General features: G+C 63.7%; 18 protein-coding genes. All 18 read left to right on the top strand.

The genetic code is table 11. From position 1 onward, the window contains the following. Nucleotides 1–36 precede the first annotated feature (36 nt). The 18 genes from phnD to FY550_RS15230 all read left to right on the top strand — a co-directional run bounded on the left by phnD (nt 37) and on the right by FY550_RS15230 (nt 15875). Complete coding sequence (phnD, locus tag FY550_RS15145) at nt 37–1062, top strand: phosphonate ABC transporter substrate-binding protein (protein WP_070979612.1); 1026 nt, start codon at nt 37–39, stop codon at nt 1060–1062. Nucleotides 1063–1117: 55 nt separating this feature from the next. Further along, nucleotides 1118–1918 (top strand): phosphonate ABC transporter, permease protein PhnE, encoded by an 801-nt coding sequence (gene phnE, locus FY550_RS15150; RefSeq protein WP_149054639.1) that lies wholly within the window; start codon nt 1118–1120, stop codon nt 1916–1918. 37 nt (nt 1919–1955) lie between these two features. After that, nucleotides 1956–2741 carry a phosphonate metabolism transcriptional regulator PhnF gene (gene phnF / locus FY550_RS15155; protein WP_149054640.1) on the top strand — a complete coding sequence of 262 codons (786 nt, stop codon included), beginning with the start codon at nt 1956–1958 and terminating at the stop codon, nt 2739–2741. Beyond that, nucleotides 2738–3211, top strand: a complete 474-nt coding sequence (gene phnG / locus FY550_RS15160; RefSeq protein ID WP_070979616.1) for a phosphonate C-P lyase system protein PhnG — start codon at nt 2738–2740, stop codon at nt 3209–3211. The genes phnF and phnG overlap by 4 nt, the downstream gene beginning before the upstream one ends. Before the next feature lie 4 nt (nt 3212–3215). After that, nucleotides 3216–3866, top strand: a complete 651-nt coding sequence (gene phnH, locus FY550_RS15165) for a phosphonate C-P lyase system protein PhnH (RefSeq protein WP_070979619.1) — start codon at nt 3216–3218, stop codon at nt 3864–3866. Continuing rightward, nucleotides 3866–5011 (top strand): carbon-phosphorus lyase complex subunit PhnI, encoded by a 1146-nt coding sequence (locus tag FY550_RS15170; protein WP_084388174.1) that lies wholly within the window; start codon nt 3866–3868, stop codon nt 5009–5011. The genes phnH and FY550_RS15170 overlap by 1 nt, the downstream gene beginning before the upstream one ends. Beyond that, nucleotides 5008–5916, top strand: coding sequence for an alpha-D-ribose 1-methylphosphonate 5-phosphate C-P-lyase PhnJ (locus FY550_RS15175; RefSeq protein ID WP_149054641.1), 909 nt, complete (start codon nt 5008–5010; stop codon nt 5914–5916). The genes FY550_RS15170 and FY550_RS15175 overlap by 4 nt, the downstream gene beginning before the upstream one ends. Then, on the top strand, nt 5913–6752 hold the full coding sequence (gene phnK, locus FY550_RS15180; protein WP_233350225.1) for a phosphonate C-P lyase system protein PhnK: 840 nt from the start codon (nt 5913–5915) through the stop codon (nt 6750–6752). The genes FY550_RS15175 and phnK overlap by 4 nt, the downstream gene beginning before the upstream one ends. 7 nt (nt 6753–6759) lie before the next feature. Further along, nucleotides 6760–7524 carry a phosphonate C-P lyase system protein PhnL gene (gene phnL, locus FY550_RS15185; RefSeq protein WP_084388175.1) on the top strand — a complete coding sequence of 255 codons (765 nt, stop codon included), beginning with the start codon at nt 6760–6762 and terminating at the stop codon, nt 7522–7524. Next, complete coding sequence (locus tag FY550_RS15190; RefSeq protein WP_070979621.1) at nt 7521–8663, top strand: alpha-D-ribose 1-methylphosphonate 5-triphosphate diphosphatase; 1143 nt, start codon at nt 7521–7523, stop codon at nt 8661–8663. The genes phnL and FY550_RS15190 overlap by 4 nt, the downstream gene beginning before the upstream one ends. Before the next feature lie 13 nt (nt 8664–8676). Then, the gene (gene phnN / locus FY550_RS15195; RefSeq protein ID WP_070979623.1) at nt 8677–9273 is read left to right on the top strand and encodes a ribose 1,5-bisphosphokinase; all 597 of its coding nucleotides are present in this window, start codon (nt 8677–8679) and stop codon (nt 9271–9273) included. Then, complete coding sequence (locus FY550_RS15200; protein WP_149054642.1) at nt 9270–9914, top strand: LbetaH domain-containing protein; 645 nt, start codon at nt 9270–9272, stop codon at nt 9912–9914. The genes phnN and FY550_RS15200 overlap by 4 nt, the downstream gene beginning before the upstream one ends. Before the next feature lie 26 nt (nt 9915–9940). After that, the gene (gene phnP, locus FY550_RS15205) at nt 9941–10789 is read left to right on the top strand and encodes a phosphonate metabolism protein PhnP (RefSeq protein WP_084388176.1); all 849 of its coding nucleotides are present in this window, start codon (nt 9941–9943) and stop codon (nt 10787–10789) included. 95 nt (nt 10790–10884) lie between these two features. Then, nucleotides 10885–11559 carry an alpha/beta hydrolase gene (locus FY550_RS15210; RefSeq protein WP_070979625.1) on the top strand — a complete coding sequence of 225 codons (675 nt, stop codon included), beginning with the start codon at nt 10885–10887 and terminating at the stop codon, nt 11557–11559. An 18-nt stretch (nt 11560–11577) separates the two neighbouring features. Continuing rightward, entirely contained in the window at nt 11578–12171 is a 594-nt protein-coding gene (locus FY550_RS15215) for a cupin domain-containing protein (RefSeq protein ID WP_070979627.1), read from the top strand. A gap of 116 nt (nt 12172–12287) precedes the next feature. Next, a complete protein-coding gene (gene hisD / locus FY550_RS15220) occupies nt 12288–13610 on the top strand; it encodes a histidinol dehydrogenase (RefSeq protein WP_070979629.1) in 1323 nt (440 codons plus the stop codon). A gap of 65 nt (nt 13611–13675) precedes the next feature. Beyond that, complete coding sequence (locus tag FY550_RS15225; RefSeq protein ID WP_070979633.1) at nt 13676–15037, top strand: APC family permease; 1362 nt, start codon at nt 13676–13678, stop codon at nt 15035–15037. A 19-nt stretch (nt 15038–15056) separates the two neighbouring features. Then, the gene (locus tag FY550_RS15230; RefSeq protein ID WP_070979635.1) at nt 15057–15875 is read left to right on the top strand and encodes a nitrilase-related carbon-nitrogen hydrolase; all 819 of its coding nucleotides are present in this window, start codon (nt 15057–15059) and stop codon (nt 15873–15875) included. Nucleotides 15876–15946: the final 71 nt, after the last annotated feature.

Consider the following 15946-nt stretch of genomic DNA (forward strand, 5'->3'; position numbering starts at 1 on the left):
CCCTCCGATGTCCCTCCCAACCACAGGAAAAGCACCATGAGTATCCGTTTCTGGCAGCGCTGGGCGCTGGCCGCTGTTGCCACCTTCGGTCTGACCACCGGTAGCGTGCAGGCCGCCGAACAGCAGACCCTGAATTTCGGCATCATTTCCACCGAATCGACCCAGGCACAGCAGGATCTGTTCAAGCCATTTCTGCATGATCTGGCCGAACAGACCGGCATGAAGGTCAGGCCCTTCTTCGCCACCGACTACGCAGGCGTGATTCAGGCGATGCGTTTCAACAAGGTCGATGTTGCCTGGTTCGGCAACAAGTCAGCCATGGAAGCGGTCGACCATGCCGGCGGCCAGATCTTCGCCCAGACCGTGCCGGACAATGGCGAGCCGGGCTACTGGAGTCTGATGATCGTCAACCGGAACAGCCCCTGGCATACGGTTGACGACGTACTGACACATGCCAGCGAGCTGACCTTCGGCAATGGGGACCCCAACTCCACTTCCGGCTATCTGGTGCCCGGCTACTATATCTTCGCCAAGCGTGGCATCGACCCCAAATCGGCCTTCAAGCGCACGCTCAACTCCAGCCATGAAACCAACGCTCTGGCCGTGGCCAATCAGCAGGTCGATGTCGCCACCTTCAATACCGAGAGCATGGCGCGCCTGAAGGAGACGCATCCGGACGCCGCCCAAAAGCTGCGTGTGATCTGGAAGTCTCCGCTGATTCCCTCGGATCCTCTCGTCTGGCGCGAGAATCTCGCCGACAGCACCAAACAGAAGCTACGCCAGTTCTTCTTCAACTATGGCAAGACGCCCGAGCAGAAGAAGGTGCTGGCAAAACTGCAGTGGTCGGGCTTCGATCGCTCCAGCAACGCTCAATTGCTGCCCATCCGTCAGATCTCGCTCTATCGCCAGCGTCAGGAAATCGAGCATGACGACTCACTCTCCGCCAACGAGCAACAACAGAAAATCGCGGCCATCGACAAACGCCTGAAGCAGATCGATCAGCAGATGGATCAGCAACAGAACCGGCAGGCGAGCCAGACCTCGACCACCGACCAGAGCTGAGCCCACCGGGGCGGCCTGGTGCCGCCCCGTGTCGGAGCTGTCATGGAGCCTTCTCATGAGTGATTCCGCACTGAATCCCGCCACCCACAGGGACCATTACGGCAAGCGCCGCTGGCTGTCACTGTTCGGCTGGGCCATTGCGCTGGCAGTACTGGGCTGGTCATGGCAGGGCGCCGAGATGAACCCGGCGATGCTGGTCAGCAATGCCGGCAACATGGCCACGCTCGCTGCCGACTTCATTCCTCCCGACCTGCACCGGTTACCGCTCTATATAGAGCAGATGATCACCACCATTCAGATCGCGATATGGGGCACCGTGCTGGCCGTCGTCTTCGCCATCCCCTTCGGACTGCTGAGTTCAGCCAATCTGGTGCCGTGGTGGGTCTGTCAGCCGGTACGCCGCCTGATGGATGCCTGTCGCGCAATCAACGAGCTGGTATTCGCGATGCTATTCGTTGCTGCCGTCGGGCTCGGCCCCTTCGCCGGCGTGATGGCGCTGTTCATCCACTCCATGGGCACGCTGGCCAAGCTCTTTTCCGAGGCCGTCGAAGCGGCCGAACCCGGGCCGATGGAAGGCATTCGGGTGACCGGCGCCGGACGCCTCGAAGAGATTCTGTTCGGACTGATTCCGCAGGTCCTGCCGCTATGGATTTCGGTGAGTCTGTATCGCTTCGAGTCCGACATGCGCTCGGCCACGGTGGTCGGCATGGTGGGTGCCGGGGGCATCGGCGTATCGCTGTGGGAAACGCTGCGTGGCTTCCAGTACCCCCAGGTCGCCACGATTCTGCTGGTCATCGTATGTGCCGTCACCGGCCTTGACCTGCTCTCCCAGCAGATTCGCAAGCGCTTCATCTGACCCCTGATCCTTCCGGCCGACTGACGGACGCCTGTAGATGTCTAGACAACTTCACGACAGTTCGAGTCATACCGCTACTGCCGGTGCCACTCAGCCCCGCTACCGTCGGCTGGCACGCACCCTGGCCGGCGAGATCCGCCGCGACTATCGCCCCGGCGATCTGTTGCCGCCCGAAAAGGCGCTCGCCGAGCGCTTCGGTGTCAATCGCCATACCGTGCGCCGCGCACTCGATGAACTGGTCTCCGCCGGCCTGATCACCCGCCATCAGGGCATTGGCAGCCGGGTGGTCAATCATCGGCTCGATTACAGCCTGTCAGCGCACAGCAAGGTCACCCGTAACCTCGCCGAGCTGGGGCTGGGCATGAAGACCGACTGTCTGTGGCAGGGACTTGCCACGCCTCCGGCGGCGATTGCCCACCGCTTTGGCCGTCTTCCCGGCGGACCACTGCTGTGCGTTGACACCCTGCGCATCACCGGCGAGCTGCCACTTTTGCGCCTGCGGCATTGGTTCGACGACACCCGCCTGCCGAACTGGACCCACCGCTATCAGGGCGGCTCCACCCGGGCGCTGCTCGCCCAGCACTACGGTCTGACGCTGACGCGCCGCCACGTCTCGATCGAGGCGGTCAGCGCCGAACGCGACGACTATCGCCTGCTGGAGTGCGCTCGCGGTACACCGCTGCTGGTGGTCACCAGTGACAACGTCGATGACGCAGGCGCGCTGGTCGAGGTGTCCATCGGTCGCGCTCGTGCCGATCGGCTCGCCTATCACATCGACTTCAACCACGAAATGTCCTTCCCCGACTCCGAGGAGCTGTCATGACCGCCGCCTGTGACCTCGACAATCACCCTGCACAGCCGCCGGGGCGTGCCGCCCGTCATCGACTGCTGGCACTGAGCGATTATGCATTGCTGGCCGAACAGTGGCGCGCCCTCGCCATCGATCGCCCCTGGCGCTGTATCCGCGGCCCCGACATCGGTATGGCGATGGTGCGCGGTCGCATCGGTGCCACCGGACGCGTCTTCAATCTCGGTGAAATGACGCTCTGCCGTGCCAGTGTCGCGCTCGATGACGGTACTACCGGGCACGGCTGGGTGCGTGGTCGTGACCGCCACCACGCCGAGCTGATCGCCCTGATCGATGCCTGCGCCCGACACGAGCGCCACCGCATGCTGATCGACGACACCCTGCTACCGGCCCTGGCGGCAGCGCTGGACAAGCGTCGCCGCACCGAGACCGCCGAAACCGCGGCCACCCAGGTCGATTTCTTCACCATGGTGCGAGGAGAGTAACCCCATGTTCGATGCTTCCCCTGCTGATGGTGCGCTGCATGATCCGACCCACGACGCCCAGCGACACTTTCGTGCCCTGCTCTCGGCCATGGCCGAACCCGGTCGGGAACAGCGTATTGATGGGCCGATACCGCCGGAAGGCATCCCTGGCCCGGCGCTGTGGGGCATGCTGCTGAGCCTTGCCGATCTCGACACGGCGATCTGGATCGATCAGCGCATCAGCACTGACGCGCTGTGGCGCACACTTGCGTTCCTGACCGGCGCCACCCTCACCGAGGCACCCGAAGCTGCCGACTTCGCCGTCGTACTGCCGGACACCCCGATCGAGCGCCTCCCCTTTCGTCATGGCGAGCCGGACTGGCCGGAGCGCAGCACGACCCTGCTGGTAGTGGCAGACGTACTGGATTGCGCGCAGGCCGAGCATGGCTGGCGACTCAGCGGCCCCGGCATTGCCGGGGAGCGCCATCTCACCCTCGATCCGCCCGGGCTGAGTAAAAACAGCGATACCCTGCTTGGCGCCCTGGCAGCAACCCGGCAGCACTTTCCGCTGGGACTCGATGCAGTACTGGCCTGTCATGACCGGTTGGTCGCCCTGCCTCGCTCGACGCGCCTGACACGTGCTCGCCCCCAAGAACCGAACCGGGAGGTGGCCTGATGTATGTTGCCGTCAAGGGGGGCGAACGTGCCATCGACAATGCGCACCGGCTGCTCGCCCATCAGCGCCGTGGCGATCGCTGCGCCCCGGCTGTCACGACCGACCAGCTGCGCGATCAGCTCGGGCTGGCCGTAGCCCGGATCATGAGTGAAGCCTCGCTGTTCGATCCCGATCTCGCCGCGCTGGCGCTCAAGCAGGCCAGCGGAGACAGTGTCGAAGCCGCCTTTCTGCTGCGTGCCTATCGCACCACCCTGCCACGGCTGGCTGACAGCCGCCCGATCGACACCGGCAGCATGCGTTTACATCGCCGTATCAGCGCCATTTACAAGGACATCCCCGGCGGCCAGCGCCTGGGTCCTACCTACGACTACACCCATCGCCTGCTCGATTTCATGCTGATGGCGGACGGGGAAGCCGCAGCCCCCCCACCCCCTGAAACCGGTGAGCATGATGACACCGCATGCCCTTCGATCCTTGAACTGCTCGATCATGAGGGCCTGATCGAGCGGGAAACCGATGACGGCAGTACGCCGTTCGACATTACCCGGGATCCGCCCGACTTCCCGGTGACCGAACGCGCGACCCGGTTGCAGATGCTGGCCCGGGCGGATGAAGGCTATCTGCTGGCACTGGGCTACTCGACCCAGCGCGGCTACGGCCGCAATCACCCCTTCGCCGGTGAAATCCGCATCGGTGCGGTGGAGATCGAGCTTGATCTCGACGACTTCGACGACCCGGTCTGCATCGGTGAAATCACGCTGACCGAGTGCCAGATGGTCAATCAGTTTACCGGCAGCGCCGCACAGGCACCGCGTTTCACCCGCGGCTACGGACTGGCCTTCGGCCACAATGAGCGCAAGGCAATGGCCATGTCGCTGGTCGATCGCGCGCTGCGCTGCGGGGAACTCGGCGAAGAGGCTGTGGGCCCGGCCCAGGATGGGGAGTTCGTACTCGCCCATGGCGACTCGATCGACGCCTCGGGCTTTGTTTCCCATCTCAAACTACCGCACTACGTCGACTTTCAGGCGGAGATGGAACTGCTGCGCCGGCTGCGTCGCGAACATGCAGCGCGGCGCCAACGCGACGTCGACCCATCCGGCGACGTCTCCGACCCCCATCCGCAGACCACGGAGGATGCGCCATGAGTCAGACGGCATTGGCGTCGGGTACGGCGGGCTACAACTTTGCCTACCTCGACGAACAGACCAAGCGCATGATCCGCCGCGCCCTGCTCAAGGCGGTCGCCATTCCCGGCTATCAGGTGCCTTTCGGCGGGCGTGAAATGCCGATGCCCTACGGGTGGGGGACTGGTGGCGTGCAGCTCACCGCCAGCGTGATCGGCCAGACCGATGTACTCAAGGTAATCGACCAGGGCGCCGACGATACCACCAACGCTGTCAGCATCCGGCGTTTCTTTCAGCGTGTCACCGGGGTCGAAACCACCGAATCGACCACGGCGGCTTCGCTGATTCAGACCCGCCACCGCATTCCCGAACAGCCGCTTTCGCGCGACCAGATTCTGATCTTCCAGGTCCCGATCCCCGAGCCGCTGCGCTTCATCGAGCCGCGCGAGGAGGAGACCCGACGCATGCACGCGCTCGAGGAGTATGGCGTGATGCACGTCAAGCTCTATGAGGACATCTCGCGACACGGCCACATTGCGACCACCTACGCCTACCCGGTGCGGGTCGATGGCCGCTACGTGATGGATCCCTCGCCGATCCCGAAGTTCGACAATCCCAAACTGCACATGAGCAATGCTCTGATGCTGTTCGGTGCCGGACGCGAGAAACGCCTCTACGCCATTCCGCCGCATACCCGAGTGGAAAGCCTCGACTTCGAGGATTACCCCTTCGAGATCCAGCACTGGGAGGAAGACTGCGCGCTGTGCGGGGCCAGCGACAGCTATCTCGATGAGGTGATCACCGACGATCGCGGCACTCGCATGCATGTCTGTTCCGACACCGACTGGTGCACCAGCCGTCGTGCCGCCGGCCATGGCCCGGCCGGCTCGCCCTCTCCTGCCACCAGCAAGGAGCCTCTTTCATGACTACTGCCTTTGTGCCACCGCGCGCCGAGCCCGGACAGGCCATGCGTCGTCCGCAGCTGGAGACGCCGACACTGCTGGAGGTCGACGCCGTCACCCGGCTCTACGCGCCAAATCAGGGCGCCGATGGTATCGACTTCCGACTCCATCGCGGCGAAGTGCTGGGTATCGTCGGCGAATCCGGCTCCGGCAAATCCACCCTGCTGCGGCTGCTCTCCGGTCTGGAAACACCTGACCGCGGTGCGGTGCGCTACTACCGCGATGCCGCGGACGAACCGCTCGATCTTCACGCCATCGATGAATCAACCCGACGCGCACTCCTGCGTCGGGAGTGGGGACTGGTCCACCAGAATCCTCGCGACGGTCTGCGCATGGGCGTCTCGGCCGGTGCCAACATCGGCGAGCGGCTGATGGCGCACGGCTGGCGACACTATGGCGCCATTCGCGAACGCGCCGCGCACTGGATGCGCGAGGTCGAACTCGACCCGGCGCGTATCGACGATCGCCCTTCGACCTTCTCCGGCGGCATGCAGCAGCGCCTGCAGATCGCTCGCACGCTGGTCACCGAGCCCCGACTGGTTTTCATGGACGAACCCACCGGGGGGCTCGACGTCTCGGTGCAGGCGCGTTTGCTCGACATGATCCGCACGCTGGTACGCCGGCTCGGCCTGTCGGTAGTGCTGGTCACCCACGACCTGGCGGTAGCACGCCTGCTCGCCCACCGACTGCTGGTCATGAAAGGCGGCCGGGTGATCGAGTCCGGCCTGACCGACCAGATTCTCGACGATCCGCAGCACGCCTATAGCCAGCTGCTGGTCTCTTCCGTGTTGACGCCCTGAGGCTGCCATGACCGTGACGACATCCACTTCGCCCTCCAGAGCCAGTGCACCACCTTCCGCTTCCGGGTTACGCCTGAGCGTGCGCGGACTCGACAAGCGCTTCGTGCTGCACGGCCAGGCCGGTGCAATCATCGAAGCCTTCTCTGCCGTATCGTTTGATCTGCATGCCGGCGAGTGTCTGGTACTGGCCGGCGAGAGCGGTGCGGGCAAGAGTTCACTGCTCAAGCTGCTTCACGGGCATTACCGTTTTACCCACGCCCGGAACGATACCGCCGGCGAGGCCACGCTCCATTTCGATGATGGCCCGCTATCGCTGAACACCCTGCCCGCGCAGGCCTGGCACCCGCTGCGACGCGACGTGATCGGCTACGTCAGCCAGTTCCTGCGCGTAGTGCCTCGAGTCGGCACCCTGGAGGTGGTGATGGAGCCACTGCTCGCCCGGGGTGTTGATGAGCACAGCGCCGAAGTCCGTGCCCGTAAACTGCTCACCCGACTCAATCTTGCCGAACGGCTCTGGTCACTGCCGCCGGGCACCTTCTCCGGCGGTGAGCAGCAGCGCGTCAACATCGCTCGCGGCTTCATCGCCGAGCACCCCATCCTGCTGCTCGATGAACCCACCGCGTCGCTGGATGCTGCCAATGCCGCGGTGGTCATCGAGCTGATCAGTGAAGCACGTGCCCGTGGCACCGCCATGCTGGGCATCTTCCACGACGCGGCGGTGCGCCAGCGGGTCGCCGATCGTACGCTGACGCTGGGGCGGGAGGCTGCATGAGCGAACAGATACTGACCAACGCCCGACTGGTGCTCGATAACGAAGTGCTGACAGGCAGTCTGGTGATCCGTGATGACCGGATTACCGACGTGGCGGCCGGTGCCAGCCATGCTCCCGGCGCCATCGATTGCGACGGCGACTATCTGCTGCCGGGGCTGATCGAACTGCACACCGATAACATGGAGAAGTACTTCCAGCCGCGGCCGAAGGTGGCCTGGCCGGAGCGTCAGGCCGCCCTCGCCCACGATGCCCAGATGGCTGCCAGTGGTATTACCACGGTATTCGATGCGCTCTCCATCGGCGATATCGATGAGGACGGTATGCGCGAAGGCGCGCTGGAGGCGATGGCGCGCTCGCTCGGCGAGATCGGTCGACACGGTCTCGCCAGGGTGGATCATCGCCTGCATCTGCGCTGCGAGGTCTGCCATCCCCAGACCCTGACGCGTTTTCGTGAACTCTGCGAACTGCCCGAGCTGGGGCTGGTGTCGCTGATGGATCACTCCCCGGGGCAGCGCCAGTTCGCCAGCCTCGAGCACTATCGTACCTACTACCAGGGCAAATACGGGCTCGACGACACCGCCATGGAGACCTTCATGGCCCGGGCACTGGACAACAGCCGGCGCTACAGCGGCGCCCATCGCAGCGCCATCGCCGAGCTCTGTCACGCCCGCGGGCTGGCACTGGCGAGCCATGACGACGCGACCCTGGCCCACGTCAGCGAGAGTCACGAGTACGGCGTCCGGGTAGCCGAGTTTCCAACCACCCTGGAAGCGGCCCGCGCTTCGGGGCAGGTTGGCATGGCAGTGATGATGGGCGCGCCCAATCTGGTCCGTGGCGGCTCGCACTCCGGCAATGTGGCGGCCATGACGCTGGCCGAGGCAGGGCTGCTCGATGTGCTCTCCTCGGACTATTACCCGGCGGCGCTGCTCGATGCCGTGTTCAGGCTTGCCCATAGTACGGCGGACTACAACCTGCCGCGGGCAGTAGCCTGCGCCAGCGCCCACCCTGCCGAAGCGGTGGGGCTTGCCGATCGCGGCCGGCTCACGCCGGGACGACGTGCCGACCTGATCCGGGTACGTGAGATCGATGACCATCCACTGATCCGGCGGGTGTGGTGCGCCGGGCGCATCGTCCATTGAGTGTGGGGGAGAGATGTCACGTCTGATCTATCTGATGGGCGCCAGCGGCGTCGGCAAGGATTCGCTGCTACGCGGTCTGCGCGAGATGGCGCCGGAGCGGCTGGTGGCACATCGCTACATCACTCGCAGGGGCACCCTCGACGAGCAGCACATCGCTCTCAGCGAGGCAGAGTTCGAGCGTCGCCATGCGGCCGGGCTGTTCTGTCTGCACTGGCACGCCCATGGTCTGCGCTACGGCGTGGGCATCGAAATCACCCAGTGGCTGGCGCTCGGCCACAGCGTCATCGTCAACGGCAGCCGGGGCCATCTCGACACTGCCCGGCGGCGCTTTGATGTCCAGCTGACACCACTGCTGATCACCGCCGAGGAGCCGGTGATTCGCGAGCGGCTCAAGCGGCGTGGTCGCGAATCCGATGACGAGATCGAGGCCCGGCTGCGCCGTCATCACGATGAGACCGCCTCGCTGCCCGATGATGTTAATCGGCTCGATAACAGCACCACGCTTGATGCCGGGGTGACTCGTCTGTGCCACTGGCTCGACGCGCTCGATTCGACAGTATTACCGGCGACGCCCCATCTGCGCCCGCTGACGTCCGGAGCCCCATCATGAGCGATGCCCACAACATGGACACTGCAGCCGACATGCCCCGGCTGACACCCGAACCGACCATTCATGCCACTGCCAGCGTGCGCGACTGCCGGCTGGGTCGCTATGTGGAGATTCGCGAACGAGCCCGGCTGCTGGAATCCACGCTGGGGGATTACAGTTATGTCATGGAAGACGTCGATGTGGCCTATACCGAGATCGGCCGCTTTGCCAACATCGCCGCCCAGGTGCGTCTCTGCCCGACCCACCACCCGATGACCCGCGCCTCGCTGCACCACTTTACCTATCGCAGCTCGATGTACGATCTCGGCGAGGACGACACCGATTTCTTTGCCACCCGCCGCGCCCATGGTGTCAGTGTTGGTCATGACAGCTGGATCGGGCACGCCGCCATCGTATTGCCCGGCGTCCGGGTGGGGATTGGTGCCGTCATCGGCGCCGGCAGCGTCGTGACCCGGGATGTCCCGGACTGGACGATCGTCGCCGGCAACCCTGCCCGGGTGCTCCGCGAACGCTTTCCCGAGACAATTCGCCAGCGGCTGGCGGCCTCGCGCTGGTGGGAGATGACCCACGCCGAGCTGCGTGAACATCTGCCCTGGTTTCGTCTCGATGTCGAAACCTTTCTCGATCACCTCGGCCATTGAGTCGTATCACTTCCACGAGGCCAGGCATGAGCGAGCCTTTCCCGACAGCGGCCCTTTCCGACAGAGAGCGTGCCGGCGTCACCCTGACCTTGCGGATGCTTGGCACCGGTAATACGGCCCAGGTTCCCCGGTTCGGCTGTCGCTGTGCGGCCTGCCAGCGCGCCCGGCTGATCAGCGGTCATCGTCGCCTGCCGGCGTGCGCCGAGCTGATACGCACGACCCGGGAAGAAGACGATGCCTCACCCCAGCGGCTGCTGCTCGATGCCGGGCGCATGGATCTGGCCGAGCGCTATGACGGTCACCCGCCCGAGGCGATCGTGCTGACCCACTATCACGCCGATCATGTGCAGGGGCTTTTGCATCTGCGCTGGGGCTGCGGCGATCCGATCCCGGTGTTCGGGCCACGCGACCGGGTGGGATTTGCCGATCTCCACAAGCATCCCGGTCTCCTGTCATTCCAGCGACCACTGCGCCCACTACAGCCCTTCATGCCAATCGAGCAATGGCCCGAGCTCGAACTGACGCCGGTACCACTGCGCCACAGTCGACCGACGCTAGGCTACTGCATTCAGGGGCCGCAGAGGCGACTCGCCTGGCTTACCGATACCTGTGGGCTGCCCGAGGCAACCGAGCGTTTTCTCGATCAGTGGCAGCCGGATATCGTCATCATCGATGCCGCTCATCCACCCACCGAACAGGCGCCACGCAATCACAACAGCGTGCCGCTGGCACTCGGGATCCTGCACCGCCTCGCCCCTCGCCAGGCCTGGCTGACACATCTCGGTTGCGAAGTAGATACCCTGGCCATGGCCGGCGAGCTCGAACTGCCCCCCGGCGTGGCACTGGCAGCGGACGGTCAGACGATCACACTGTAAAGGGCTCGCCGGCTGGGGGCATGGACAATCGGCGCCGACTGACACACCCTATGGCGCAATCCCATTTGAACTGCGAACCCCCGCGAGAGAGTGCCATGGTCGCCGACGCCCCGATCATCATCGAGCCCGCAAGCCCGGCCCGGGCCACCGTGATTATCCTGCACGGCCTGGGTGCCAACGGTCACGATTTCGAATCGATCGTGCCATTGCTGGAACTGCCGGAGGAGCTGGCGGTGCGTTTCGTGCTGCCACATGCCCCCACGCTGCCGGTCACCATCAATGGTGGCATGACCATGCCGGCATGGTATGACATCCTCGATATGGATCTCGGTCGGCGCATCGACGAGCCACAGCTGCGTGACTCGGCCCAGCGGGTGCAGGGGTTGATTGACGAGCAGATCGATGCCGGCATCGACAGCCGTCGGATCATTGTCGCCGGCTTCTCCCAGGGCGGTGCCGTCGCCTATGAAGCGGCCCTCTCCTATCCTCGGCCGCTGGGCGGCGTACTGGCGCTGTCGACCTACCTTGCTACCGCTGACAGCCTCCAGCCCAGTGAGGCCAATCGCAATATCTCCATCGAGGTCCATCACGGTACCCAGGACCCGGTCGTGCCAGAGACGCTGGGCCGTCAGGGCGCCGAACAGCTGGCGGCGATGGGTTATCCGGTACGCTATCGGACCTGGCCCATGCCGCACTCGGTCAGCCCCGAGCAATTGCCGGAAATCCGCCAGTGGCTGCTTGAGCGATTGCAGCCTTCCGCAGACGAATAACCCTCGGATCGAACGTACATGGCGGCCCTGACCCCTCCCGTCACACCTGCAACCGGTGACACTACCGGCCCACGGTTGCGAGCGCTGCGCCTGGCGAAAGGGCTGTCCATTCGCGAACTGGCCAGACTCAGCGGCGTAACCCATGCCTCGATTTCGCTGATCGAGCGTGATCGCCACAGTCCTTCGGTCAGCTCCCTGAAGCGCATTCTGGATTGTCTCGGCGTCACACTGAGTGACTTCTTTTCCGATCAGGTGCCTGCTTCCTCTGCCGATCGTGCCATCTTCTACCGTGCCGATGAGCTGATCGAACTGGCCGATGGGCAGAGCCTCTCCTACCGCCAGGTTGGGGCTCATCTGAAGGGCGCCGCCATGATGATTCTGCATGAGCGCTATGCTCCCGGCGCTGATACCGGGGCCCAGCCCTATCGTCACGAGGCCGAGGAAGGGGGCGTGGTGGTTCAGGGTCGGATCGAACTGACAGTGGATGGGGAGGTACGCATCCTCGACACCGGTGATGCCTACTACTTCGATAGCCGACTCCCCCACCGCATGCGTAATCCCTTTGAGGAAGAGTGCGTGGTGATCAGCGCGATCTCACCCCCGACCTTCTGAAACCCTTCGACTTTTGTCGCGGTGATCCACCTGTCAATTGACACGCGCAAAAAGTGGTAAATATGCTTACCACTGTCCGAGCGATCAGCCATTCATGCGCAGCGGAGGGACCCATCATGCGTCAGCTGGATTCGCAGCTCGCCTCGAGCGTGCAATTTCTCAAGCAGGCCCGGATACCGGATACCGATTCTGACCTGGAGCTGTCACGCAGCGTGATGGAGATCATTTTCGGTGTACGCGAGCGTGGTGATGCCGCCATCAGGGAGTATTCAAATCGCTTTGATGGCGTCGAGCCGGAATATTTCGAGGTCACCCGGGCCGAACGGGAAGTCGCATTGAATGAGCTCGACTCTCGGACCCGCCAGGACACCGAATTCGCCATCGCCCAGGTGCGTCGGTTCGCCGAAGCGCAACTGGCTACGCTACAGCCGCTGGAAATCGAAACTCTCCCCGGCGTGCATCTCGGTCACCGTATCCTGCCGATCGCTGCCGTGGGCTGCTACGTGCCCGGCGGTCGCTATCCGCTGCTTTCCGCGCCGATCATGTCGCTGGTACCGGCAACCGTCGCCGGCTGCTCACAGATCGTGGCCTGCCTGCCACCCAATGCTCACCCCTCGGTGGTCGCCATCTGCCATCTGGCGGGTGCTCATCGCATCTTCCGGATCGGCGGCGCCCAGGCGATTGCCGCCATGGCTCACGGTACCGAAAGCGTTCCCGCAGTCGACAAGATCATGGGGCCAGGCAATGCCTTCGTGAACGAAGCCAAGCGTCAGGTCTTTGGCAGCGTCGGCATCGATGCCCTGGCCGGGCCCAGTGAAATCTTCACGTTGGCCGATGACAGTGCCGATCCTCGCATTCTTGCGGCCGACATGCTCGCCCAGGCCGAGCATGACCCACACGCCCGCCCCGGTATGGCGACTACCAGTGCACGCCTTGCCCGCGACACTATCGCCGAGGTCGAACGACAGCTGGAAAGCCTTTCATCACGCGAAGTAGCCGGTGAGGCCTGGCGCCAGCAAGGAGAAGTTGTGGTATGCGCCGATGAAGAGAGCCTGATCGGCTTTGCCGACTACATGGCAACCGAGCATCTGCAGATTCATGCCCGTAATGCGCATGCCCTGCTCGAACGCATCAGCAATTACGGTTCAGCCTTTATCGGCCAGAACGCCAGCGTGGTCTTTTCCGACAAGTGCTGCGGTACCAACCACACTCTGCCAACCGGACAGGCAGCACGTTATACCGGCGGTCTCTGGGTCGGCACCTATCTCAAGACCTGCACTCATCAGTGGATTGAGCCGAACGGTATCGAAGCGCTGGCGCCTTCTGCCATACGTCAGAGTCTTACCGAGCGCATGGAGGGACATGCCCGAGCGGCCGCCATCCGCCTGTATCCCGATCAGTTGGAGGAGATCGTCAACGGTCATATTCCCGACGCCTGAACCCACTCAATCTACCTACCCACGCGCCGGGCCTGCCCGGCCCATGATCAGCACCGGAGACAACAATGGCCAATACTCACGGTACGCAGGATCAGCAGCCCACCCTGAGCCGGACACTCGGGCTCGGCTCGGTCGTCATCTTCGGCATTGCCTGGGTCACGCCACTGATCGCACTGGCGACCATCGGCATTATCGTCCAGCTCTCCAACGGCACTGCACCCACGGCCTATCTGGTCACGCTTGCCGCAATGCTGTTCACCGCCTGGAGTTACGGGCGCATGGCCTCCGTCCATCATCAGACCGCCGGCTCCGCCTATACCTATGTCGGCAAGGAGATCGGCCCACGGCTGGGCTTTCTGACCGGCTGGCTGATCCTGCTGGATTACTTCTTCATCCCGCTGGTGGTCTGGTTGATTGGCGCCGCCTACCTGGCCCAGCACTTTCCGGCGATTCCGATGAGCATCTGGATCATCGGTTTTATCGTGCTGACCACGGTACTCAATATCATCGGTATCAAGGTGACGGTACGCGCCAACATCCTGCTGGTCGCCTTCCAGCTTCTGGTCATAGCCATCTTCATTGCCCTGAGTCTGAGCTATTACGCCGGGGCTGATACCGGAGCCAGTCTGCTGACCCCGTTTTTCAATGAACACACCACATCAGCGGCGATCGCTGCAGCGGCCGCCGTAGCAGCGTACTCCTTCATCGGCTTTGATGGCCTGACGCTGCTGACCGAAGAGACACGTCGTCCCGAGCGCACCATTCCGAAGGCGATGATGATTGTGGTGCTGTTCTTTGGCGTACTATTTGTCAGCGTGGCCTGGTGCGCACAACTGATTCATCCCGGCAGCAGCTTTAACAATACCGACTCCGCCGCGCTTGAGCTGGCCTCCATGATCGGTGGCAATCTGTTCGCTGCCTTCCTGCTGGCAGGACTGGTAGTGGGACAGTTCGCCTGTGGGCTGGCAATCCAGGCCGGCGCCTCGCGGCTGCTGTTCACCATGGGGCGTGATGGTGCCCTGCCGCGTGCACTGGCTTATGTCTCTCCCCAGCAACGCACACCGGTAGTGAGCATCATGCTGATCGGCCTGACCGGGCTGGCGGGTATTTTCCTGGATGTCACCACCTCGGCATCCTTCATCAACTTCGGCGCCTTCGGTGCCTTCACCCTGGTCAATATCAGCGTCATTGTGCACTGGTGGCGACATCGTCCTCAGCAGGGTGCTGTCGGCCTTCTGAGCTGGGTCATCCTGCCGCTGGCCGGCGCCGTAATCGATTTTTACCTGCTGCTGAGTCTGGAGAGCAATGCCACACTGGTGGGTAGCATCTGGCTACTGATCGGGCTGGTCTGGCTCGCCGTGCTAACCCGGGGCTTTCGTCAGCCCCCGCCGCGGCTGAGTCTGGACGAAGCTGAACAGACCGGCTGAGCACAACGGGAGAATGTCCATGACACACTCACTGACGCTGGGGCTGGCCCAGCTCACCCCCAAGGTGGGCCATATCGACGCCAACCTGGCCAGTCTCGGACAAACACTCAAGGCGCACCCCGAAGTCGATCTGATGGTGCTACCGGAGCTTTTCCTGGGCGGCTATACCACTCGCGATCCTGCTGCAGGGGCCGTCACCCCCGAAGATGTGCGCATACATGAGCTGTCCGAACTGGCTCGCCGCCATGACACTGCGCTGATACTGGGGGCCGCCGAGCACTACGCCGGCGGTATCGCCAATTCGGCGCTGTGTCTGGATCGCCGTGGTCAGCTGCTCGGCAGTTATCGCAAGGCGCAGCTGTTCGGTGATGAAAGTACCGTATTCACCGCCGGCGATGCTCTGACAGTGATCGAATTCGATGGTGTACGTATCGGTCTGATGATCTGCTTTGACCTGGAGTTTCCGGAGGTGGCGCGCGCTCTGGCGCGTGAAGGCGCCGATCTGCTGGTGACAATCTCTGCCAACATGACGCCGTTCGGTCAGGATCACCATGTCTTCGCCAGGGCCCGGGCCATCGAGAACGGGCTGCCTCATGTTTATGTCAATCAGGTGGGTGCAGGCGAGGTATTCACCTTTACCGGTGGGTCGATGGTGGTATCACCGGACGGCCAGATCGACGCAGCAGCCGGGGACAACGGCGAAGCCGTCACGGTCGCTCATCTTGAGCTGCCTTTCATCAGCACCCTGCGCCCCCGCTATCTGGAATTGCTGCGCGATCCACCCCCCACGGTCAGAACGGCCGGGCGTGACGGAAAGGCCTCAAGCCCGACGGAGTGAACACTCACGGTACCGGAGTAAACAACGGGGCCGAGCGAAAATCTGCGCCGGCCGCCGGGTATCATGGACCT

Origin of the sequence: Kushneria phosphatilytica, assembly GCF_008247605.1 — a bacterium.
Lineage (GTDB): Bacteria > Pseudomonadota > Gammaproteobacteria > Pseudomonadales > Halomonadaceae > Kushneria > Kushneria phosphatilytica.